Origin of the sequence: Pseudomonas sp. B392_1p (assembly GCF_052245235.1) — a bacterium.
GTDB lineage: Bacteria > Pseudomonadota > Gammaproteobacteria > Pseudomonadales > Pseudomonadaceae > Serpens > Serpens gallinarum.
This window is the reverse complement of sequence record NZ_JBQPXM010000008.1, coordinates 182,526-203,003: the sequence shown is the minus strand read 5'-3', so window position 1 is coordinate 203,003 and position 20,478 is coordinate 182,526. Positions and strand designations below refer to the sequence as shown.

The 20,478-nt window shown below is 61.8% G+C and carries 17 protein-coding genes; 7 read left to right on the top strand and 10 right to left on the bottom strand.

Features of this window, described 5'->3' with window-relative positions; translation table 11 throughout:
• Positions 1 to 278: 278 nt before the first annotated feature.
• The gene (locus ACTV8E_RS13390; protein ID WP_443199783.1) at positions 279 to 1,790 is read right to left on the bottom strand and encodes a succinate CoA transferase; all 1,512 of its coding nucleotides are present in this window, start codon (positions 1,788 to 1,790) and stop codon (positions 279 to 281) included.
• A gap of 532 nt (positions 1,791 to 2,322) precedes the next feature.
• Here ACTV8E_RS13390 and ACTV8E_RS13385 point away from each other — a divergent pair.
• Positions 2,323 to 2,808: an LEA type 2 family protein gene (locus ACTV8E_RS13385; protein WP_443199782.1), complete on the top strand. Its 486-nt coding sequence runs from the start codon at positions 2,323 to 2,325 to the stop codon at positions 2,806 to 2,808.
• Between the two features lie 35 nt (positions 2,809 to 2,843).
• Here the strand turns inward: ACTV8E_RS13385 and ACTV8E_RS13380 are convergent, their stop codons facing one another.
• Positions 2,844 to 3,998, bottom strand: coding sequence for a toxin-antitoxin system YwqK family antitoxin (locus tag ACTV8E_RS13380; protein ID WP_273536688.1), 1,155 nt, complete (start codon positions 3,996 to 3,998; stop codon positions 2,844 to 2,846).
• Between the two features lie 255 nt (positions 3,999 to 4,253).
• On the opposite strand from ACTV8E_RS13380, the gene ACTV8E_RS13375 reads away from it, so the two are divergent.
• Positions 4,254 to 5,606: an MATE family efflux transporter gene (locus ACTV8E_RS13375; RefSeq protein ID WP_443199781.1), complete on the top strand. Its 1,353-nt coding sequence runs from the start codon at positions 4,254 to 4,256 to the stop codon at positions 5,604 to 5,606.
• A 29-nt stretch (positions 5,607 to 5,635) separates the two neighbouring features.
• Here ACTV8E_RS13375 and speA read toward each other — a convergent pair whose 3' ends face one another.
• From speA to ACTV8E_RS13355, 4 genes are all read right to left on the bottom strand, one after another.
• Positions 5,636 to 7,546 (bottom strand): arginine decarboxylase, encoded by a 1,911-nt coding sequence (speA, locus tag ACTV8E_RS13370; protein ID WP_251834921.1) that lies wholly within the window; start codon positions 7,544 to 7,546, stop codon positions 5,636 to 5,638.
• Between the two features lie 102 nt (positions 7,547 to 7,648).
• A complete protein-coding gene (locus ACTV8E_RS13365; RefSeq protein ID WP_273536685.1) occupies positions 7,649 to 8,020 on the bottom strand; it encodes a translation initiation factor Sui1 in 372 nt (123 codons plus the stop codon).
• Positions 8,021 to 8,265: 245 nt separating this feature from the next.
• The gene (locus ACTV8E_RS13360; RefSeq protein ID WP_443199780.1) at positions 8,266 to 8,802 is read right to left on the bottom strand and encodes an NUDIX hydrolase; all 537 of its coding nucleotides are present in this window, start codon (positions 8,800 to 8,802) and stop codon (positions 8,266 to 8,268) included.
• Between the two features lie 2 nt (positions 8,803 to 8,804).
• Positions 8,805 to 9,857, bottom strand: coding sequence for a DUF2333 family protein (locus ACTV8E_RS13355; protein ID WP_251834918.1), 1,053 nt, complete (start codon positions 9,855 to 9,857; stop codon positions 8,805 to 8,807).
• Positions 9,858 to 10,079: 222 nt separating this feature from the next.
• Between ACTV8E_RS13355 and ACTV8E_RS13350 the strand changes: the two genes are divergently transcribed.
• The 3 genes from ACTV8E_RS13350 to ACTV8E_RS13340 all read left to right on the top strand — a co-directional run bounded on the left by ACTV8E_RS13350 (position 10,080) and on the right by ACTV8E_RS13340 (position 15,309).
• On the top strand, positions 10,080 to 11,714 hold the full coding sequence (locus tag ACTV8E_RS13350; protein ID WP_443199779.1) for a diguanylate cyclase: 1,635 nt from the start codon (positions 10,080 to 10,082) through the stop codon (positions 11,712 to 11,714).
• Positions 11,715 to 11,765: 51 nt separating this feature from the next.
• The gene (locus ACTV8E_RS13345; RefSeq protein WP_443199778.1) at positions 11,766 to 13,733 is read left to right on the top strand and encodes a methyl-accepting chemotaxis protein; all 1,968 of its coding nucleotides are present in this window, start codon (positions 11,766 to 11,768) and stop codon (positions 13,731 to 13,733) included.
• Between the two features lie 256 nt (positions 13,734 to 13,989).
• A complete protein-coding gene (locus ACTV8E_RS13340) occupies positions 13,990 to 15,309 on the top strand; it encodes a bifunctional DedA family/phosphatase PAP2 family protein (protein WP_443199777.1) in 1,320 nt (439 codons plus the stop codon).
• Between the two features lie 53 nt (positions 15,310 to 15,362).
• Here ACTV8E_RS13340 and ACTV8E_RS13335 read toward each other — a convergent pair whose 3' ends face one another.
• The 3 genes from ACTV8E_RS13335 to ACTV8E_RS13325 are packed head-to-tail and all read right to left on the bottom strand — an operon-like array spanning position 15,363 to position 17,027.
• A complete protein-coding gene (locus ACTV8E_RS13335) occupies positions 15,363 to 15,941 on the bottom strand; it encodes an LON peptidase substrate-binding domain-containing protein (RefSeq protein WP_251834914.1) in 579 nt (192 codons plus the stop codon).
• A gap of 10 nt (positions 15,942 to 15,951) precedes the next feature.
• Positions 15,952 to 16,668, bottom strand: coding sequence for an LrgB family protein (locus tag ACTV8E_RS13330; protein ID WP_251834913.1), 717 nt, complete (start codon positions 16,666 to 16,668; stop codon positions 15,952 to 15,954).
• On the bottom strand, positions 16,665 to 17,027 hold the full coding sequence (locus ACTV8E_RS13325; RefSeq protein ID WP_251834912.1) for a CidA/LrgA family protein: 363 nt from the start codon (positions 17,025 to 17,027) through the stop codon (positions 16,665 to 16,667). The genes ACTV8E_RS13330 and ACTV8E_RS13325 overlap by 4 nt, the downstream gene beginning before the upstream one ends.
• Positions 17,028 to 17,164: 137 nt before the next feature.
• On the opposite strand from ACTV8E_RS13325, the gene ACTV8E_RS13320 reads away from it, so the two are divergent.
• Both ACTV8E_RS13320 and ACTV8E_RS13315 read left to right on the top strand, forming a co-directional pair.
• Positions 17,165 to 18,766, top strand: coding sequence for a C13 family peptidase (locus ACTV8E_RS13320; RefSeq protein WP_251834911.1), 1,602 nt, complete (start codon positions 17,165 to 17,167; stop codon positions 18,764 to 18,766).
• Between the two features lie 31 nt (positions 18,767 to 18,797).
• On the top strand, positions 18,798 to 19,436 hold the full coding sequence (locus ACTV8E_RS13315) for an oxidoreductase (RefSeq protein ID WP_251834910.1): 639 nt from the start codon (positions 18,798 to 18,800) through the stop codon (positions 19,434 to 19,436).
• Between the two features lie 7 nt (positions 19,437 to 19,443).
• Here ACTV8E_RS13315 and ACTV8E_RS13310 read toward each other — a convergent pair whose 3' ends face one another.
• Positions 19,444 to 20,448, bottom strand: a complete 1,005-nt coding sequence (locus ACTV8E_RS13310) for a DUF481 domain-containing protein (RefSeq protein ID WP_251834909.1) — start codon at positions 20,446 to 20,448, stop codon at positions 19,444 to 19,446.
• Positions 20,449 to 20,478 lie beyond the last annotated feature (30 nt).

Sequence of the window (20,478 nt, the reverse complement as noted above, 5' to 3'; positions counted from 1 at the left end):
CGAATTGGCCGCCATTATCCGGTTTTCCAGCGGGATGTCTTGTTCAGAAGCCGCGGCGATTTGCGTGTGGCGCACCTTGCGCACTGGCCATCACGCTCTGGAAAAGGGCTGCGCTGAGGTACGGGGTGAGCAGGACGCCCTCGCCAATCTGATCAGTGGCAAAAATGACTGTGCCCTGACGGCGCGCCAACTCGCTCGAGCCCGGCCGAGTGTGAACGTCAAAAACAAAAAATCCGATGCCGGATACCCGACATCGGATTTTAGGTGGTGCGTGTCGATTACTTCTTCAGTTGCATGGTGCCGTGTTCGGCCAGGTTGGTGTGCCAGGAGAAAGCCTTTTCCAGCACGTGCGGGGTATGGCCGCCGCGGGCCTTCGCCTCTTCGAGGTAAGCCATTGCCTGATGCTTGTAATCAGGGTGCATGCAGTTGTTGATGATGCGCTCGGCCGCCTCAACTGGGGCCAGACCACGCAGGTCCGCAAAACCCTGTTCGGTGATGATGCAGTCGACATCATGGTTGGTGTGGTCGACGTGGGTCACGAACGGCACGATCGAGGAAACGTTGCCGTTCTTCGCGGTGGAGGTGGTCACGAAGATGCTGATACGCGCGTTACGGGCGAAGTCACCCGAGCCGCCGATGCCGTTCATCATGTGAGTGCCGCTGACATGGGTGGAGTTCACGTTGCCGTAGATGTCCACTTCCAGTGCGGTGTTGAAAGAAATGATACCCAGGCGACGGATCACTTCCGGGTGGTTGGAGATTTCCTGCGGACGGAACACCACCTTGCCGGCGTACTTGGCCATGTCGGAAGCCAGGTTCTCGACGCGCTTCTTGGACAGCGAGAACGCGGTGCCCGCAGCAAACTTGACCACACCTGCGTCGATCAGGTCGAAGACGCCGTCCTGCAGTACTTCCGAAGCAACCACCAGGTCCTTGAACTCGGAGGTGCGCATGCCGTTCAGCACGGCGTTGGCTACGGAACCCACACCGGACTGCAGCGGAGCCAGGCTGTTGGTCAGGCGACCTGCCTTGACTTCGGCGCGCAGGAAGTCGAGCAGGTTGTCAGCGATTTGCTGGGTGTCTTCGTTCGGCTCGAACAGTGGCGAAGGGATATCCGGCTGGCTGGACAGTACGATACCGCGCACCTTGGCCGGATCGACCGGAATGCCCACGGTGCCGATTCGGGTGCTGATGTCGTACACAGGAATATCTTTACGCGAATTCTCACCGGCGGCGCCCGGCACGTAGATATCGTGCATGCCTTCGTACTCACGCGGAGCAGACGTGTTCAGCTCGATGATCACGTGTTTGGCGGTTTGTACGAAAATCGGCGAGTTGCCTACGGAACCGGTCGGAATGATCTGACCGTCTTCGGTGATAGCAGCGGCTTCAATGATGGCGTAGTCGACTTGCGGCAGGACGCCCTGGCGGATCAGTTCAGCCATGTGCGACAGGTGCTGGTCGATGTACAGCACTTCGCCGGCGTTGATCTTTTTGCGCTGTACCGGGTTGCCCTGATAAGGAATGCGCTTGTTGATGATGCCCGCCTCAGCCATGGACTGGTCGGCGGCCGGGCCCATGGAAGCGCCGGTGAACAGGTTGACCTTGAACTTCTCTTTCTGGCCACGCTCGGACAGTGCCCGAGGGAATTCCTTCGGTTCACCAAACAGAGTGAAACCACTCATACCCAGCGTCATGCCGTCTTCGATCCACGATGCTGCTTCTTCTGCCGATACAACCTTGTCCAGGAAAGCAGCATTGCGAATGTACTTTTTTAGATCCGTTGTCATGAAATCCACCTCTGAATTAATGCTCGCCTATGAGGATCTGCAGCGCATCACATAGCGCCCTGACGGTTCGAGTGTGTCAGGACTTCAAGCGTGGGAGGCTAACGCCATGTCGCTACCACCCAACCTACAGAACCTCACAAGGAATCATGCCGCGCTTAACGTCCGCTTTTTAATCGCTCACCGTATTCTAGGGTTACCCAGTTTTTTGACAGCTATACAAAGGTCGACCATCCGAGCATGTCGGAGCGGCTTGGCACGCACTAAACTCAGACGGTTGGGTTTGCAGCAAAACAGGATCGCCAAAAGAAGGCGGCGCCGGATTATACCGACTCGATTGACCAGGCGCGTGAGAATGTAACGGTCGCCACTCTACCTGATGCGGCCATTCATCTGTGCCGGCGAGGTGATCCGGTATAAGCCGTGATTGCCCAGAACGCACGACCTGCCGTGCGCTACACTCGGCGCCGATCTTCGGGAGCAAAGCAACATCTTAAAGGTCGAACCTCTCCCATAGCCGTAGCGGAAGCCCTCAATGCCCAGTCGTTCGCTGTCCCGAATCTCGCGTTTGCTGATCAGCACCTTGTTGCTGGCTACGCTTGCCGCTTGCGCCAGCCTGGCGCCTCGCGACCCGTTGAAGATCGACCTGGCCGGCCTGGAACCTTTACCGGGGCAAGGTCTGGAAATGCGCTTCAAGGTGAAATTGCGCGTGCAGAACCCCAATGACACCAGCATCGACTTTCAGGGCGTGGCACTGGAGCTGGATATCAACGGTCAGCCCCTGGCCAGCGGGGTGAGCGATCAGCGTGGCAGGGTGGCCGGTTTCGGCGAAACACTGATCGAAGTCCCGGTGACCATTTCCGCCTTTTCGGCCCTGCGTCAGACCTGGGGGCTGGCAGGCTATCAGCCCGGCCAGGGCGTGCCCTATGTGATCCGCGGCAAGCTCGGCGGCAGCATGCTCGGCTCGGCGCGTTTCAGTGACTCGGGCATACTCGATTGGCCTGCACCGGCCCAGCGCTGAGACGCGCCAATCGGTTGCGGTGCTCAATACGCGCCTCAGAAATAGCCTCGCCCATGTGGCGCAGCAGTGTCGGAGGTCCCGCCTTGCTTTGGCTGCAGATGTTCGGACTGCAGCACGGCGCCGGTCTGGGGGTCATACTCGATGCGCAGTAACGGCGTGCCATTGGGATCCAGGCGAATTTCCAGTCGCAAACGTCCCTGCTCGTCAAAACGCTTGTGGCTGCCCACGCCAACGCCTCCTCTCTGGGCGCCGCGGTAGCTGAGCTTGCCGTTTTCCCAGTAGTGCTCGACCCGCAGCACCGGCTGCGACGTCGCCTCGGTGCCAGGTTTCACAAAGCGGCGTTCCTTTAGCTCTCCGTTGGGATACCACTGAGTACTGTGAGTGATATGCCCTTGCTTCCAGACAGTTTCCTGCACGAGCTGGCCATTTTCTGCCCATTCTCGCTCCCGTCCTTCGCGCAGACCTTCGGCCTGGTTCCGGCCTCGTCCACGAAACGTACTTTCCGCTTTTAACTGACCATTGGGGAAATAACGCACCGTAAGCTGTTCGTCATTGATCAGCCGAAAGGAGCTGCGCAAACGCCCCCATTCGTCCAGCTCGTCGCGACGTTGCAGCTCACCGAGCAGCCAGCTTTCCTGCCTCACCGGCCCATGTTCTCCGTGCAGCACCACTTCGCTGGGTTGCCCGGCAAATCCGCACCACTGCCGATCCAACTCCTCCAGCAAGGGTCGATGGCCGCACTGCAGGTTGCTCAACTGACCGTCGGCAAGAAAACTCGCCGCAGCCCGTTCGCGGCCATTGGCATCAATCCAGGCAATCCGGCTCAGACCTCCGTCCGTGCGATAAAATTTTTCCAGGCCCATCCGGCGCCCATCCACGTGGGCCATCTGGTAACGCACCGTGCCAGTGCTGTAGAACTCGCGCAGGTCCCCTTGCAGATTGCCGGCGGCATCAACCTGAAACTCACGCAGCAAGCGCCCCGCCCCATCGTACTGGCGGCGTATGCCTTGCTCGAAGGTCTCATACGGCTCTGCCGTTGCTGGGCTCGCGCTCTCGTCGAAGCACTCTGGTAAAGCGGCGCCCAACACACCCAATGCATCCAGGCGATAAGTCCACATTGACCAGGCCAACCCAACCAGCACGATCATCCACAGTCCGGTACCCAGCCGGCGACATTGCCAGCGCTTCATTGCCGATCTCCTTATCGTTCTTCTCCGCCATCCTGGCAGGGGTTCCCACGCCCTTTCAGACACACCGATAGGCCCAGATGCGAAGCTCTGGACCTCTGGATTGCGGAAAAGGAGTGTGGCTTGCCCAAGGGCATTTATTGCCCCAAGCCTGCTCAGACTAGCAGCGTTCAGAACGCTAACCGGGACTTTCAGTTCCGCTGTGCATGTCCGCTGTGCCTGCAACCGTTATAGTCGGCGGTCGCTGTGGAGTGCCTTATGTCCGTGATGTTGAATGCCTGGCGCCATGCTCCGACCCATCGCCGGGTCTGGGCGTTGGCCGTTCCCATGATCCTGTCCAATCTGTCGGTGCCGCTGGTAGCACTGGTCGACACGGCCGTGGCCGGCCATTTGCCCCACGCCCACCAACTCGGCGCGGTAGCGGTGGGCAGTACTCTGTATGTGATGATCGTCGGCACCCTGGGTTTTTTGCGCATGGGTACCACAGGCTTTGCCGCCCAGGCCAGTGGGCGTGAAGATGGCGGCGCCTTGCGACAGGTGTTGCTACAGGGCCTGGTGCTGGCTGTGCTACTGGCGTTGCTGCTAGGCAGCTTGGCGGTACCGCTGAGCACCTCTGCCCTCGGGCTGATGAACCCCTCAGCCGAGCTGCACGACCTGACGCGCGAATTCTTCCATATCCGCCTGCTCGGCTTGCCCGCCGCCCTGGCCAACTATGCGCTGGTCGGCTGGTTCCTCGGCTCGCAGAATGCCCGCGCACCTCTGGCCGTGCTGCTCACCACAAACATCACCAATATTGTCTTGTCGTTGTGGTTTGTGCTTGGCCTCGAGTGGGGCGTGGCCGGTGCTGCCTGGGCGGCGGTGCTCGCCGAATGGAGCGGGGTTTTGCTCGGCCTGCTGCTGACGCGCCTGGCCCTGCGTCAGCAAACGGGCCGGCTGGACGTTCACGCACTGCGCCGCTGGCGTAACTGGCGCCCGCTGCTGGCGGTGAATCGGGACATTTTTATCCGCAGCCTGGCGCTACAAGGCGTGTTCTTTCTGTTCACTGTGCAAGGCGCACGCCTGGGCGACGCCACGGTGGCGGCCAATGCCTTGCTGCTTAATGGGCTGCTGGTCACCGCCTACGCATTGGATGGCCTGGCCCATGCAGTCGAGGCGTTGTGCGGGCACGCCATCGGTGCTCGCGACCGGCTTGCCTTGCGCCGCGCCTTGGTGATCAGCGGGGGTTGGTCGCTGCTGGCCAGCCTGCTCTTTGCCCTGTTGTTTTTCAGTGGTGGCGAGGTGTTCGTCAATCTGCAGAGCGATATTGCCGAGGTGCGCGCGGTGGCCCATAGGTACCTGCCGTATCTGGCTCTGCTGCCGCTGATTGCGGTCTGGAGCTACCTGCTCGATGGCCTGTTCATCGGTGCCACGCGAGCCCGCGAAATGCGCAATGCCATGCTCATCGCCGTGGCCCTGAGTCTGCCCTTGGGGCTGGCGTTGCGCCCCATGGGCAATCATGGTCTGTGGCTGGCGTTCCTGACCTTCATGGGCATCCGCGGCCTTTGTCTGGCTACTATGGGTTGGCGACTTGCGCGCCATGACCGCTGGTTTGCGCCGACACCGCAACCGTAGAGCGGCGCGACCGCCCTACGGTTGGGTAATCACGTGGACAGGTACGACGACCGCGTCAGGCCCAGGCGCAGCGCATCGAGGAACTGGGTGCGTTCGCGGGCAGTGAGCGTGGCGCTGGCCACTTTGTCGCGGTAGAAGGTCATCAGTTCTTCCGGCGACAGGTGCACGTAGCGCAGCATGTCCTCAATGGTGTCGTGGGTTTCGATGCCGGCGTGGTAAACGCTGCCATCGGGACGCTGATAGACATTCACCGAGTCGGTGTCGCCGAACAGGTTGTGCATGTCGCCGAGAATTTCCTGGTAGGCCCCGACCAGGAACACACCGAGCAGGTAATCCTCGCCGGGGCGTACCTCATGCACCGGCAGGCTGGTTTCGATGCTCTGTTCGTCTACGTAGTGCTTGATCTTGCCGTCCGAGTCGCAGGTCAGGTCCTGCAGCACGGCGCGGCGCAGCGGCTCTTCATCGTGGCGATGCAACGGCGTGATCGGCAGGATTTGGTCGATTGCCCAGGTGTCCGGCAGGCTCTGGAACACCGAGAAGTTACAGATGTATTTGTCTGCCAGCTTGTCGTTGAGCTCATCGAGCACCGCGCGGTGCGAACGTTGGCGGGCCTTGAGCTGATTGTACAGGCGCCGGCAGATGGCGAAGTAGCACTGCTCGGCCAGGGCCTTCTGCGGCAGGCTGAGCTTGCCGGCGGAATACTGGCTCGATACCTCGCCAATAAAATGCGTGGCTCGCCAGTACGTCTCGGCGACCATTTCCGGGTCGGTGTCACCCAGCAACCCGATCAACTCCTGCAGCGTCTCAGGATGCTCCACCTCGGCGTCGATGACGGGCGTTTCATCGTTGTGGCGCTCGACATCGGTCACCTGCACCACCAGCACCGCGTGATGGGCAGTCATCGCCCGGCCGCTTTCAGAAAAGATATGCGGATGCGGCAGGTCCTGCAGGTCGCAGAAGCCCTTGAGCATGCCGACCACGGTGGCGGCGTAGTCATCGATGTCGTAGTTGATCGAACTGGCGTTGCGCGAGTGGGTGCCGTCGTAGTCCACGCCCAGGCCGCCGCCGACGTCGATGTGATCGACCGGCAGTCCCAGCGCGCGCAGCTCACCGTAATAACGGATCGCTTCACGAAAACCCTGGCGGTAATCGGCGATATTGGCGATCTGCGAGCCCATGTGGAAATGCAGCAGACGCACGCCCTGATCCAGCCCGGCGGCGCGAAAGCGTTCGATTACTGTCAGCAACTGCGCGGCAGACAGACCGAACTTGGATTTCTCACCGCCCGTGTCGGCCCACTTCGACGAGGACAGCGAAGACAGGCGCACGCGCAAGCCGATCTGCGGAGCGACCTTGAGTTCGGCTGCCTCCTCGATGACCAGCGCAACCTCGGATTCCTTCTCGATCACAATAAACACGTTGTGACCCAGCTTCTGGCCGATCAGCGCCAAGCGGATGAACTCGCGGTCCTTGTAGCCGTTGCAGACGATGGTGCCGCCCTTGGGCGCCAGCGCCAGCACCGCCATCAGCTCAGGCTTGGAACCGGCCTCCAGACCAATGGCGACGTTTTCGGTGGCGATGATGTTTTCCACCACCGCTTCCTGTTGGTTAACCTTGATCGGGTATAGCGCGCTGTAGCGGTTCTGGTAGTCGAGCCGCTCGATATGCGCGTCAAAAGCGCCGGTCAGTTGGCGCACGCGGTCCTGAAGAATGTCGGGAAAACGCAGCAATAACGGCAGCGACAAACCACTGCCGCGCAATTGCTGCACCTGCTCGAAGACATCGATGGGCTTGCCGAGGCCGGGGCGTGGGTTAACTTCCACCCGCCCGGCATCATTGATCGCAAAATAGCCTGCGCCCCAGTGACGAATGCCATAGACACTGCGGCTGTCCGCTACGGTCCAGCTGCTGCCATCGTCCTTGCGTGTACGTCGAGCCATTGTTTTCTCCAGCAAACCTCAAAGTCGCCCAGAGCCTGACAGCTCAATACGGGAATGGGAAGGGTGGGCAAACTATCCGCTGCCGCTTTTTTTAACCGGCGCTCAACCGCCGGATTTCTTGGCCTTGAAGCCACGCTTGATCAGTTCGTCCAGCAGCAAGTCGACATGCTCACCCTGGATTTCAATTACGCCCTCCTTGAGACCGCCACCGCAGCCGCAGCGTTTCTTCAGCGCGCTGGCCAGCTCCTTGAGCTCCGGTTCGGCCAGGGGCACGCCCGTGATGGTGGTGACCGTCTTGCCGCCGCGACCCTTGGTTTCGCGGCGGACACGGGCAATACCGTCGCCCGCGGGAATCTGGCTCTGCGAGCAGATGCAAGCGGCCTGCGGCTGGCCACAATCGGGACAATGCCGGCCGGCATCGGTGGAATAAACCAAACCGCCCAAAGCGGCGAAGGAAGAGGTTTTCTTGGACATTACTAAGTCCTCGCAAGAGCACGGGGCGCGCAGTGTAACGACAAACACGCCCTGCCCCCATCGGTGCACAGGCGACGACGGCGCCGAGTTGTAAGGCGGCGTCGCTCGATTCAAAAAGATAGGCGAGTTCACCACAGCTGGATGAGCACCCCGCCAGTGGGGTGTCTTTCTGGCGCGCCGCTGCCGAGCCGATGGGCGGCCGCCGTGCCTTGCGTATCCAGCCAGACGACGGGGGCGCGGCCAGCTTACGAAAGGGAATCCAGATACAGGCGCAGCGCCTGCAGCGAGTCCGGGCAGAAAGACTGCCCTGGAATGCTCGCCAACACTTGATCTACGGGCTGAAAGACCGCTTCCAGTACTTCTTCGGCTTGCAGGTGCAGCGCGGCGTCGGAAACCGTCGAATACACTGCGCCCCACAGGCGATTGCCCGGTGTGTCGTGGAAAAAACGACCATGGGCCCGCAGCTCGACCCCGGCTATGCCCAGCTCTTCTTCAAGCTCACGGGCCGCGGCCTGGGCATAGTCTTCTCCGGCATCCACCATGCCACCGGCGGCCACGTCCCAGTAGCCTGGATACAGCGCTTTACTCAGGGCCCGCCGATGCACGCAGAGCTCACCGGCCGAATTGAACAGCAGAATGAACGTGCAGCGCCCAATCAGGCCCCGCGCGCGTAATTCGGCGCGCGGCAGGCAACCCAGCAACCGGTCCTGCTCGTCGACCCAGGCGACGGATTCGACATCCGACGCCGCCCGGTGCGCCTGTTCGGCTGCGCTAATCGACATCGTTACCCCTGACTAAGCAATTGGCGCAGATCGATGACTGCGGCATTGGCTCGTGAGATGTAGTTGGCCATGACCAACGAGTGGTTGGCCAGCACGCCATAGCCGCTGCCGTTGAGCACCATCGGACTCCAGATGGTTTCCTGAGCGGCTTCGAGCTCACGAATGATCTGCCGCACACTGATGGTCGCGTTCTTCTTGGCCAACACGTCGGCGAAATCCACTTCGATGGCGCGCAGCAGGTGTGACAGCGCCCACGCCTGACCGCGCGCTTCGTAGAACACGTCGTCGATCTTCAACCAGGGCGTTTCCACAATGTCTTCGCTGAGCTGCAGCGACTGGCCGGCGCCGGTGTTTTCCAGATCGGCGTTAAGGCGTACCCGACCAATGCTCGCAGACAGGCGTTGGGACAGTGAACCGAGGCGAGTGGCGACATCACCCAGCCAGTTGTTGAGGTTGTCGGCGCGGGTATAAAAAAGTGCATGGGTCTGGGCCGGATCGGAGAGCCGCGCCAGATAGCGATCCAGCGCGCGGATACCCTGGCGGTATTCGCCTTCCGACGGCGGCAGTGCCCAACTGTTGTTGTCGAAGTTGAACAGCGGCTCGGCCTTGGCCAGGTCAGGGTCCTCGGTGGACTGCGACTGCGAGCGGGCAAAGTCCTTGCGCAACGCCCGCGCCAGGTCGCGCACCTGCACCAGCGCGCCATATTCCCAGCTGGGCATGTTGTCCAGCCACAAACCCGGCGGGGCGATGTCATTGCTCAGGTAGCCGCCCGGCTTGTCGAGCAGCGTGCGCGCCACCTGTTTGAGGGTTTCCACCGTGGTGTAACCAATCACCAATTGACGCTGGGCCTGCTGCGCTGCGGCCTGGGTGTGCTGTTGCACCGCGAAAGGCGCGGGCTCGCGGCTCCAGTACCAGCCGACGACCCAACTGACCAGCAGGAGCACAGCGATGACGATGAGTAGGCCACGCCCCAGCCAGCTGCGTTCCTTGGCCGTCGCGCCGGTAGCGTTTACAGAGTCGTTTGAGCCGCCGCCGCGGTTCTTCCAGTCCAACATGGCAGTGTCCTTCCAGTTTATTTCAGTGCAGGGATTCGACCGTGACCCATCCAGCGGGTTGCGCGCCAGCATGTTTTGAGATCCGGTACCCACTATATAGGGAAGGCCGGCAGCTTGCCGGCGCGACGTTGTGAGAGCTGCTACGCAGCGTGCTCAAATGTGGCTTATCGCCGCCGCCCGGAACGGATAGCCTGTGCCTCTAATCAACAAGAGTCGCGCACCATGAGCGAACATGAACCCAGCCTGCGTCTCAAACAGCATTTTGCCCAACGCGTGATCCACCAGGCCCGTCAGGTCCTGGAATTCTGGCAGCGTTTGCAACGCGGCGACTGGAACCCTGCAGATCTGGCTTCGCTTGCCGAAGCCAACCTGCTGCTGATGCGCCAAGCCGAACGCTTTGGACAAGTCGAGCATGTGGAACTGGCGCGGGGCATCCAGCACTGCGTGGAGCGAGCCGAAGCCAACCAGGGCCGACTCGACAGTGACCTGATCAGCGATCTTGATCAGTTGCTGCAGCGCCTGGCTTGCACCGGGCTGCGCTATGGCGACGACAAGCAGGTTTTTCTGCCTTCGTTGCGCAAGCCGATTTACCTGGCGCTGCTGGATCAGGAATGGGCTTCACGCCTGGTTCGTCAATTGGAGTTTTTCGGCATGGTGGCGCACTCGCTGACTACCCCCGAACATTTCCACACCGCACTGCGCGAGCGCCACCCGGCGGCTATCGTCATGGACTTCGACTTTGCCGGGCCCCGCCAAGGCCTGCACCTGATCCAGCAGCTCCAGCAGGCGCGCAGCGACAAGTTACCGGTGCTGTTCTTCAACCCAGGCGAAACCGATGCGCCAACCCGCCTGGCCGCTGTACGCGCCGGGGGCGTGGCTCTGCTCAGCGGCAACCTGGATGCCTCCTGCTTATTAGAAAAAATCGAAACGCTCACCCACAGCGCCCACCAGGAACCCTACCGTGCCCTGGTGATCGACGACTCGCGTGCCCAGGCCACGCATACCGAGCGCATCCTCAACAGCGCAGGAATCATCACTCGCGCGCTCAATGAACCGATCGATGCCCTGGAAATCCTTGCCGAATTCCAACCCGACCTGATTATCCTCGACCTCTACATGCCCGACTGTACCGGCCCCGAGCTGGCCCGGCTGATCCGCCAGGATGAACGCTACGTCAGCGTGCCCATCATCTACCTGTCGGCCGAAAGCGACCTGGACAAACAGCTCGATGCGATGAATGAAGGTGGCGACGATTTCCTCACCAAGCCGACCCCGCCCCATCACCTGATTGCCACGGTGCGCAACCGTGCTCAGCGCGCCCGCAACCTGAAAGCCCACATGGTGCGCGACAGCCTGACCGGCCTGTACAACCACACGCATATCCTGCAGCTGCTCGAAGATGCCGGCGTGCGTGCCCGCCGCGACGGCAGGCCGTTGTCCTTTGCAATGATCGACATCGATCATTTCAAGCAGGTCAACGATCAGCATGGTCATCCCATGGGCGACCGCGTGATCAAAAGCCTGTCACTGTTCCTCAAGCAACGCCTGCGCAAGACCGACCTGATCGGCCGCTACGGTGGCGAAGAATTTGCGGTGATCCTGCCGGATACCACCGCCACCGCCGCCGCCAAGGTGCTCGACAGCATTCGCCAGCGCTTCGCCGAATTGCGCCATCCGGCCCAGCCCGATGACCTGAGCTGTACCTTCAGCTGCGGTATCGCGGAGCTGAGCGATCAGGACACGGCGACGCTCGGCCAACAGGCCGACGAGGCGCTGTATCAGGCCAAGCGTGGCGGCCGTAATCAGGTCCGCCTGTTTGGCCCCCTCCTGTCGGCGGGTTTCACGATAACGTCATAAAAATGCAATAACTTCAGGGCATTACAGTTCAAAACCCAGCCGAGGTTGCGGATGCGCCTGAAGTTGCTGTCTCCCTTGATTACCTGCTTGCTGCTGGGCGTCTGCCTGACTTTGGGTGCAACACTCTGGTGGTCGCAGCGTGCCTTGGAGCGCCCCTATGTGCTGATGGGGCAGTACCTGGGGCTGTCCCAGCAGCTCCAGCACCTGACCCGTCAGGTGCACAGCTATCTCGACACGGGTGATGCCGTGCGTCATGCCACCGCACTGCAAGCGTTGGACGACCTCGCAGCCAGTCTTGAACAATTGCCTCCCGCATTGACCGCAACCTTGCGGCCGAGCTTCGCCGAACTGCGTCGGTATACCGCCGAAGACCTGCTGGCAGCCGGCAAGCTGGCCGGCGATCCCCAAGGTCTGCTGGTGCAGGCCGAACGCGAACTCAACGCTACCTTGGCGCAACTGGCCCACTATGCAGACGCCGCCGATGGGCTCGACTCGATGCGCTATCACGCCACACTGCTGGAGGCAGCGTTGCAGCTGCAACGCCTCAGCCAGGCACGCGCCAACCTGGTGAGCAGTGGCCGCGATGATCTAGCTGCGAGCGTGGAACAGGCGCTCGGCAACCTCGCCCAGCGGGCCGAGCAGCTGCAACAACTACCGCTGCTCGGCGTCTACGATCAAAGCCCGTCGGCGGCCAACCATTTCGCCGCGTTGCTGGACTTGTCCAGCGCCGACGAGAATGAGGGCTCCGGCGAAGACCAAGGCATTGCCCTCAAGCGCGAGCTGAGTAGTCTGATTGCACGCTATCCGGCGGAACTGCATAGCACGCGCGCGCTGATTCGTCAGCGCGGCGAATTGCACACCCGAACCCTGGAACTCGTTGCCAACCTGCAGAACGCAGTGGCCACACTCGAGCCCACCGTGCGCGATGAACATGGACGCATTCAGAGCGAAGTCGCCCTGCTGCAGGGATTGGCCATTGGCTTGATTCTGCTGGCTGCGTTGCTGGTCTACGCCTTGCAGCAGCATTTGACCCAAACCCTTGGCCGTCTCGTCCCGGCACTGGAAGCCTGGGCCAAAGGCGATTTCACTCGCCCCATGATGCTGCGCTCCAGGCTGCATGAGATCCAGCACATTGCCGCCTCGCTGAACCGGCTGCGCGACTACTTGGCGGGACTGGTCGGCAGCCTGCGCCAACACGCAGGCCAGGTAGGCGAAAGCAGCCAGGCCCTGGCCACGTTGAGCCAAGCGCTGCACCAAAGCGCCGAGCAACAGGTCGAAGGCGATGCTCAGGTAAGCGAAGCGCTGGGCTCGCTGGAGCACACCATTCAACAGATGGCCAGCGACGCCGATCAGGCAGCTGACGCCACCCAGGCAGCGGGTCAGGCGGTACGGGAAGGGCAACAGGTAATCGACAGCAGCCTGGTCGAATTACGCAGCCTGGTAGACGCGGTGCGCGGCAACGCGCGCGGCATTGAACAACTGGCGGCGGAAAGCTCCAGCATCGAACAGGTGCTGACGGTGATCCGCGATATTGCCGAGCAGACCAACTTGCTGGCCCTCAACGCCGCCATCGAAGCAGCCCGTGCAGGGGACAGCGGGCGCGGTTTTGCGGTGGTAGCCGCTGAAGTGCGCACCCTGGCGCAACGCAGCGGCGAAGCCACTGAGCAGATTCAGCAACGCATCCTGCAGCTGCAGCGGGCCGCTGCAGATTCACTGCGTGCCATGCACAACCAGGTTGAGCAGGCCGAACGCAGCGCCGCCCAAGCCGAAGCGGCGGATGGGGCGTTGCATGAAGTGGTGCAGAGCATTCAGAGCATCGCGCAGACGGCCCAGCGAATTGCCGCAGCGACCGCGGACCAGTCCGGCGCCGTGAGCCATATTCACGACCATAGCGAACAACTGAACCAGCTCGGCCACACCAACCTCATCCGTATCGCTGAAGCGCGCCAGCAAGGGGCAGATTTGCTGAACCTGGCCGATCGCCTGCAAGACGCGGCCAAGGCGTTCCGCATCGCCTGAAGCGGCTTCCAGAGGAATTTCACGAGCACGGCCAACCTCCGGGGGATAACGTGTTTCCATTGTCCACCGAACGGAATGGGTAGATGTGAAAGCGACATCCGCCCCACAGAGCTCCGGCGGGGTCGTCGCGAGTCGCTTGCCGTTCGCTTCATGTCCAGGGTCGACCGCGCTTTTTCGCGGGGGAAAGCAATTTGCCCCTGCACTGTCCCCCACCCGGATTGCTATGCTTCGCGCCTTCGCAATGGGAGCTGCATCCATGGGACCCTGGTTCGACAGCATCAACCTCTGGCTGGGCAGCAATCCGCAATGGCTGGGACTGGCCATTTTCATCATTGCCTGTGTCGAATGCCTGGCCATTGCCGGCATTCTGGTGCCCGGCACGGTCTTGATGTTCGCCGTCGCGGTCTTGGCCGGCAGCGGCGTGCTGAGCCTGTGGGAAACCCTGCTGCTCGGCTACCTGGGCGGCCTGCTCGGCGACCTGCTCTCCTACGGACTGGGCCGACGCTTTCACCAGAACATCCGGCGCCTGCCCGGCCTGCGTCATCACCCGGAATGGATGGTCGGCGCGGAGCTGTATTTCGAGCGCTACGGCACGGTCAGTCTGCTGCTCGGCCGCTTCATCGGGCCGCTGCGCCCGATGCTGCCGATGATTGCCGGCATGCTCGACATGCCATTCATGCGTTTCTGCCTGGTTAGCATGCTGGCCGCCGCCGGCTGGGTGATTGCCTACCTGGTGCCGGGCTGGGCCACCGGGGCTGCCCTGCGCCTGCCGCTGCCAGAAGGTTTCTGGTCATCGGCAGGCGTGGTCACCGCCGGACTGAGCCTGGTGCTGATCATCAGTCTGCAACTGAGCCTGCGCCGCAAGCGCCTGGCTACGCCCTTGACCGCCACGTTATGTGCGCTGGCCCTGCTGGCGCTGTTCCTCGGCTGGCCATCTCTGGATGCCTTCGACAAGGGGCTGCTGGAAGTGATTCAAGCCGAGCGCAGCGTTGGCCTCGATCGCGTTATGGTACTAGTCACGCGCCTGGGCGACTTCAGCACCCAGCTGTATTGCGGCGTGCTGTTGTGCGCGCTGCTGGCCATGCTCAAGCAATGGCGAGCCTTCGTCTTCACGCTCGGAACCCTGCTGGGCACCGCGCTGTGCAACGGTTTGCTCAAGGCACTATTTGCTCGGGTGCGTCCAGATGTACTGCTCGAACCGCTGGCTACCTTCAGCTTTCCCAGTGGCCACAGCTCGGCCGCCTTCGCCTTCTTCCTGAGCCTGGGCATTCTGGCCGGACGTGGACAACCCCCGCGCCTGCACCTGAGCTGGCTGCTGCTGACCATTCTGCCGGCCACGCTGATTGCCCTGTCGCGCGTATACCTGGGCGTACACTGGCCCAGCGACGTACTCGCTGGGGCGCTACTGGCCGCCACGGTGTGCGCCGCGAGTCTCAGCCTGGCGCAATGGCATTCTCCACTGCCCGCTCTGCCGTCCAAGGCCTGGTGGATTATTCTGCCCGCTTGCCTGGCGCTGCTGGGCGGCATCGCCACCTGGGAATTGCCTGCGGCCCTGGAGTCGTACCGCTACCGCTGAGACCACCTCAACAGGGTCAGCACTTCCCGCTTCGCTGCGAGCGGGAATAGCCCCTAACGCTGCAAATCTTCCAGCCAGCTATTGAGACGCTTCAGGCGTTCGGCGACATCCTCACACTCGAGCAGGCTCAGCTTCTGCGCGCGACTGAATGGCAGCAGGTAGGCCAGGCGGCTGACCAGAGCTTGAACACCGCTCGGCATATCGCCCATCTCCAGCGAGGAAACCAGCGGATGTTCGCCCAGTGCCGTGAGCAGACCGAGCAAGTCGGCGTGCTCATCGGTCAATGGCATGTCCTGACCCTCCGCCAACCAATGGGCCTCGGCGACCGTCAACTGATCGTGCTGCACCTCGGCATCCTCCACGTTGAAACGCCGACCGCCTTCGACGCGGATACCCAGCAAGCCATTGGGCTGCTGTTGCCAGTCACGGATCAGCGCTTCGCAGCCAACACCGGAAAACGAGCTCGGCGCCGCGCCGACCTCCTCGCCTTCGATCAGAGTGACCACACCAAACCCTTCGCCACGCTTCATGCAGGCACTGAGCATGTCCAAGTAACGCGCCTCGAACAGCTGCAGATCGAGGATGCAACCGGGGAACAGCACGGTATCCAGGGGAAACAAGGGCAGCTTCATGGGCGTCTCCTCAAGCAATCAGCGCCACCACCAGCGGCAGGATCACCGCGGTGGTCACGCCCATCAGGCTCATCGCCAACGCGGCGAACGCGCCGCTTTCCGTACTGTCCTGCAGGGCCCGCGAAGTACCCACGGCGTGCGCGGTCAAGCCAAGCGCCATCCCTTGTGCCGCCGGGTGGGTAACACGCAGCCTGCGCAATATGCTCGGACCACTAATCGCGCCGAGCACGCCGGTGATCATCACGAACACGGCGGCCAGGGCCGCCACGCCGCCGATCTGCTCGGCCACCAGCATGGCAATCGGCGAGGTGACCGATTTGGGCGCCAGGGTCATCAGCATCAACGGTTCGGCGCCCAGCAGCCAGGCCACCAGCACTCCCGTCAGGGTAGCGAATACGCCCGCAATCGACAGGGTCAGCACGATCGGCCAGAACAGCTGGCGAATCCGCCGCATATTGAGAAACAGCGGCACCGCCAGCGCGACCGTGGCCGGCCCCAGCAATAGAGTCAGCGGCAACACGCTGTCGCGATACTCGTCATAGGCCAGCCCGCAGGCCAGCAACACGCCGATGACGACCACCATGGAAAAAAGCACCGGTTGAAACAGCACCGAGCGGGTCCGCTCATAGCCGGCCAGCGCCAACTGATAAACGGCCAGGGTAATGCCCAGACCGAACAGCGGATGGTGGATGACGGCCTGCCAGGCAGCGTGGTAATCGAGGCTCATGGGTCAGTGCTCCGGCGGGCTTGGCGGTCGATGAGTCTTTGCATCAGCCAACCCGTGAAGCCCAGGGAAACCACCAGCGACAGCACCAGCGCACCGACTATCGCCCACAGGTCGGCGGCAATGGCATCGACATAAACCATCACCCCCACCGCTGGCGGAATCAGCAGTAACGGCAGGTAATTCAGCAGCGTCATCGAGGCGCTGTTCAGCGACTCACTGATTTCACCGCGCCAGATGAGCGCAATGAACAGTAACAACAGGCCGATGATCGGCCCTGGCAGGATGGGGAGAAACAACACATTGAGCGCCGTCCCGAGCAATTGAAACAGGATTAGCCAGGTCAAGCCACGTAACAACATCAATTACCTCCGACGGGGGGACAACCCGGCATTATATGCCTCCCGCCAGGCACGTGTGCGCTCTCACCGGTCTGCTCTGGCCGCCCCACTTTGCGGCATACTGCACTCCGCCTCACTCGGTTAATGGACCTGCGACCATGCGCGTACCGTTGTGCTTTGCTCTTGCCTCGCTGCTGGTCGCCTGTGGCGACAGCGCGCCGACGACTTCCTCCACGGCGTTGCTGCCCGATGGCGGGCGCTATCGCGGTGCGCTGGTCGATGGGCGCTTGCAGGGCCAGGGCCGCCTCGATTACGCCAACGGCAGCTTTTATGAGGGTGAATTCAAAGACGGCCTGTTTCACGGTGCTGGAACCTGGCAAGGCGTAAGCGGCGATCGTTATGTCGGCAATTTCCACCAAGGCCAGTTCCATGGCATGGGAGAGTTGACCTACAGCAACGGCAGCCTGTACCAGGGTGAATTTGCTCATGGGCGCCTGCAAGGTAGCGGCGTGCTCGAATTGGCCGATGCTCATTACCGCGGTGAGTTTCTCAACGACCGCTACCACGGTCTCGGTAATTTGGAGTGGGCAGACGGCAGCCATTACCAGGGTTATTTCAGCGACGGCGAAATGAGCGGCACGGGTGTGTTGGTGGATGCTGAGGGCAATCGTTACAGCGGTGTCTTCGAGCACGGCCTATTGGAGGGCGAAGGACAGTTCCAGGGCATCGACGGCACGCTGTATATCGGTGCCTTCGTCGAGGAGCGTTTCCAGGGCGATGGCGTCTTCAGCAATGGCGAGGGCGAGACCTGGAGCGGCCAGTTTCGCGACGGTGCACTCAGCGGTCCAGGTGAGTATCGTGGCGCCGACGGCAGTCATTTTCTGGGCGAATTCCACCGCTGGCGTTACCAGGGCCCCGGCACCCTGACCCGCCCCGACGGCAGTCAACTGAGCGGCATCTGGCAAGAGGGCGTACGTGTTCTGGATGACGCAGGCCAGCGACTGAGCGACCCGATGGAACTGGCACTGCTCGAACAGGGCCGGTTATTTGATAACGCCCTTGCCAGCCTGCCCGCGTCCACCCCAGCCGTTGAGTTGTACAGCCTGACCCTGGCCGGCGACGGCAAGCAAAGCGTGTTCATGCGCGAGGCCGACTATGTCTCCACGCTGTTGCGCGAACGCTTCGCGGCCCATGGGCAAATTGTGCTGACCAATCATCGTGACCATCTGGCCGACCGCCCCTTGGCCACCCGCGAAAATCTCAAGCGCGCCCTGGAAACGATTGCACAGCGCAGCGGCCCGGAAGACCTGCTGTTCCTCTACCTGACCAGCCACGGCTCCCCGGACCACGCATTGCACCTGGATATGCCGCGCCTGCAATTGCTCGACCTGCCGGCCAGCGAATTGGCGTCCCTGCTGCGGCCGTTGGCCGACCGACACAAGGTGGTGGTGATTTCCGCCTGTTATTCCGGCGGTTTCATTGCGCCGCTCAAGGACGACAAGACCCTGGTGATGACCGCCGCCCGCGCCGACCGGGTATCGTTTGGTTGTTCTGAAGAAAATGACTTCACCTATTTCGGCCGCGCCCTGTTTTCCGAAGCGCTGCAGCAGACCGATGACCTGGCCCTGGCGTTCGAGCAGGCCCGAAAAAGCGTTGCCGCACGCGAGCTCGCAGACGGCTTCGAGCCTTCGCACCCCCAACTGTGGGCGCCACCCGCGGTACTGACACACTGGCAGCACTATCGACACGGCGGCCACTAATCGCCCACCTTGAAATCCCAAGGAGATACGCATGGACACGCCACGCCACATTCTGTTGGCCGGAGCCACCGGACTCACAGGCGAACACCTGCTCGACCGGTTGCTCGACGAACCTACTGTGGAGCGTGTGCTGGCGCCGAGCCGCCGCGCCTTGGCGGAACACTCGCGCCTGGACAATCCGGTCGGTGAATTGAGCGAACTGCTGCCGCAGCTGACTGGGCCCATCGACACCGCGTTCTGCTGCCTGGGCACGACGATCAAGAAGGCCGGCACGCAGAGTGGTTTTCGCGCCGTCGATCTCGATTTGGTGGTCGCCTTTGCCCAGCGCGCCCGCGAATTGGGTGCACGTCATTTGCTGGTGGTCAGCGCCCTGGGCGCCGATCCGCAGGCGACTGTGTTTTACAACCGTATCAAGGGTGAAATGGAAGAGGCCCTCAGGGCCCAGGCGTGGCCGCAGCTCACCCTGGCCCGACCGTCGCTGCTGCTTGGCGAGCGCAGTGACTTTCGCCTGGGCGAGCGGCTCGCCGCGCCGTTTGCACAATTGCTGCCTGGCAAATGGCGCGGCATCGAAGCAAACCGCCTGGCCCATGCCCTGTGGCGCCTGGCCCTGGAGGATGGGCAGGGGGTGCGTGTGGTGGAGTCTGATGAACTGCGCCGGTTAGGGCGCTAGTGCCGGCTTACCAGCCTACGCCAAAGCCGAGCAGATACCGGGTCTCGTCCAGCTGTTTGTTTTCAGCACCCTTGATCAGATCCCGCTCGGCGCGCATGTTCAGCCAAGCCCAGTCGGTGACCTTGTAACGGACCCCGGCTTCGCCATCCAGCGAGTAATCGGCAACGTTATTCAGCGGCTTGCCGACCTCTCCCTTGCTGTACAGCTCGAAGCGTTTGCCCAGCAGGTAGCGGTTGTAATTCCAGTACAGGCTCACCGCATGGAAACGGTCCTCGCCGTGGACATAGGTGTAGTCGCTGCGGTTGGCCAGTGAGGCCAGGGAAAAACTGCCCAGTTCGTTGTCCCAGAACTGGTAACCGGGACCGCTACCCAGGGAACGCTGGCGGCGCAGATCCTGGATATTGTCGCGTTTGTAGTCGAAGCGACCCTGCCAGAACCACTTGTCATCAATGAAGTGGTCGAGGGCGTAACCCAGCTGGTAGTTGTCCTCAGTCTCGACGTCATTACTTAATTCACGGTTGTACTTGCCCGTGGTGTTGTGACGCCAGCGGCCATGGCGGGATTTAGTGTCGAGGCTGACATGATGATCCTCGGTCTCGCTGTCGGCGTCTTTATAATTCAATGCCACATCAAGCGTCCCGCTCCAACTGAGGTCAGTGAGCAAAGGTTTTGGCTTGACGATTTGCCGGACACTGCTGAGCTCCACTGTCCGCGGCTGGCTGCCATTGACCAGGGTGACATAGCCATCCTCAGCGGGATCGAGGGACTTGGCTATTTCGCCGTAATATTCATCCTGCTTGACCAATAGCGGCCGCGTACTTTCCAGGGTGGCGATAGACGACCAGTCCACGGCGAGCTCACCACCAAAACTGGTGTAAATAACCAGCTTGCTGCCATCAAAGGCCTTGATAGTGCCGGTCAGCCGGTCGCCATTCTTCAGCCAGAGGGTATCAGCGCTGGCCGGGACAAGAGTAAATAGCAACAAAGAACACAACAGGGAACGGGACAACATGAATACTTCCAACCGTCGACTGGCGAAACA

Excerpts from the sequence above, each read along its gene's own strand:
- ACTV8E_RS13325 (WP_251834912.1), bottom strand. The coding sequence starts at position 17,027 with ATGTTGTTACGTGGCTTGACCTGGCTAATCCTGTTTCAATTGCTCGGG.
- ACTV8E_RS13340 (WP_443199777.1), top strand. The coding sequence starts at position 13,990 with ATGGGACCCTGGTTCGACAGCATCAACCTCTGGCTGGGCAGCAATCCG.
- ACTV8E_RS13310 (WP_251834909.1), bottom strand. The coding sequence starts at position 20,448 with ATGTTGTCCCGTTCCCTGTTGTGTTCTTTGTTGCTATTTACTCTTGTC.
- ACTV8E_RS13345 (WP_443199778.1), top strand. The coding sequence starts at position 11,766 with ATGCGCCTGAAGTTGCTGTCTCCCTTGATTACCTGCTTGCTGCTGGGC.
- ACTV8E_RS13385 (WP_443199782.1), top strand. The coding sequence starts at position 2,323 with ATGCCCAGTCGTTCGCTGTCCCGAATCTCGCGTTTGCTGATCAGCACC.
- ACTV8E_RS13320 (WP_251834911.1), top strand. The coding sequence starts at position 17,165 with ATGCGCGTACCGTTGTGCTTTGCTCTTGCCTCGCTGCTGGTCGCCTGT.
- ACTV8E_RS13365 (WP_273536685.1), bottom strand. The coding sequence starts at position 8,020 with ATGTCCAAGAAAACCTCTTCCTTCGCCGCTTTGGGCGGTTTGGTTTAT.
- ACTV8E_RS13360 (WP_443199780.1), bottom strand. The coding sequence starts at position 8,802 with ATGTCGATTAGCGCAGCCGAACAGGCGCACCGGGCGGCGTCGGATGTC.
- ACTV8E_RS13375 (WP_443199781.1), top strand. The coding sequence starts at position 4,254 with ATGTCCGTGATGTTGAATGCCTGGCGCCATGCTCCGACCCATCGCCGG.
- ACTV8E_RS13380 (WP_273536688.1), bottom strand. The coding sequence starts at position 3,998 with ATGAAGCGCTGGCAATGTCGCCGGCTGGGTACCGGACTGTGGATGATC.
- ACTV8E_RS13335 (WP_251834914.1), bottom strand. The coding sequence starts at position 15,941 with ATGAAGCTGCCCTTGTTTCCCCTGGATACCGTGCTGTTCCCCGGTTGC.
- ACTV8E_RS13355 (WP_251834918.1), bottom strand. The coding sequence starts at position 9,857 with ATGTTGGACTGGAAGAACCGCGGCGGCGGCTCAAACGACTCTGTAAAC.
- ACTV8E_RS13390 (WP_443199783.1), bottom strand. The coding sequence starts at position 1,790 with ATGACAACGGATCTAAAAAAGTACATTCGCAATGCTGCTTTCCTGGAC.
- ACTV8E_RS13315 (WP_251834910.1), top strand. The coding sequence starts at position 18,798 with ATGGACACGCCACGCCACATTCTGTTGGCCGGAGCCACCGGACTCACA.
- speA (WP_251834921.1), bottom strand. The coding sequence starts at position 7,546 with ATGGCTCGACGTACACGCAAGGACGATGGCAGCAGCTGGACCGTAGCG.
- ACTV8E_RS13350 (WP_443199779.1), top strand. The coding sequence starts at position 10,080 with ATGAGCGAACATGAACCCAGCCTGCGTCTCAAACAGCATTTTGCCCAA.
- ACTV8E_RS13330 (WP_251834913.1), bottom strand. The coding sequence starts at position 16,668 with ATGAGCCTCGATTACCACGCTGCCTGGCAGGCCGTCATCCACCATCCG.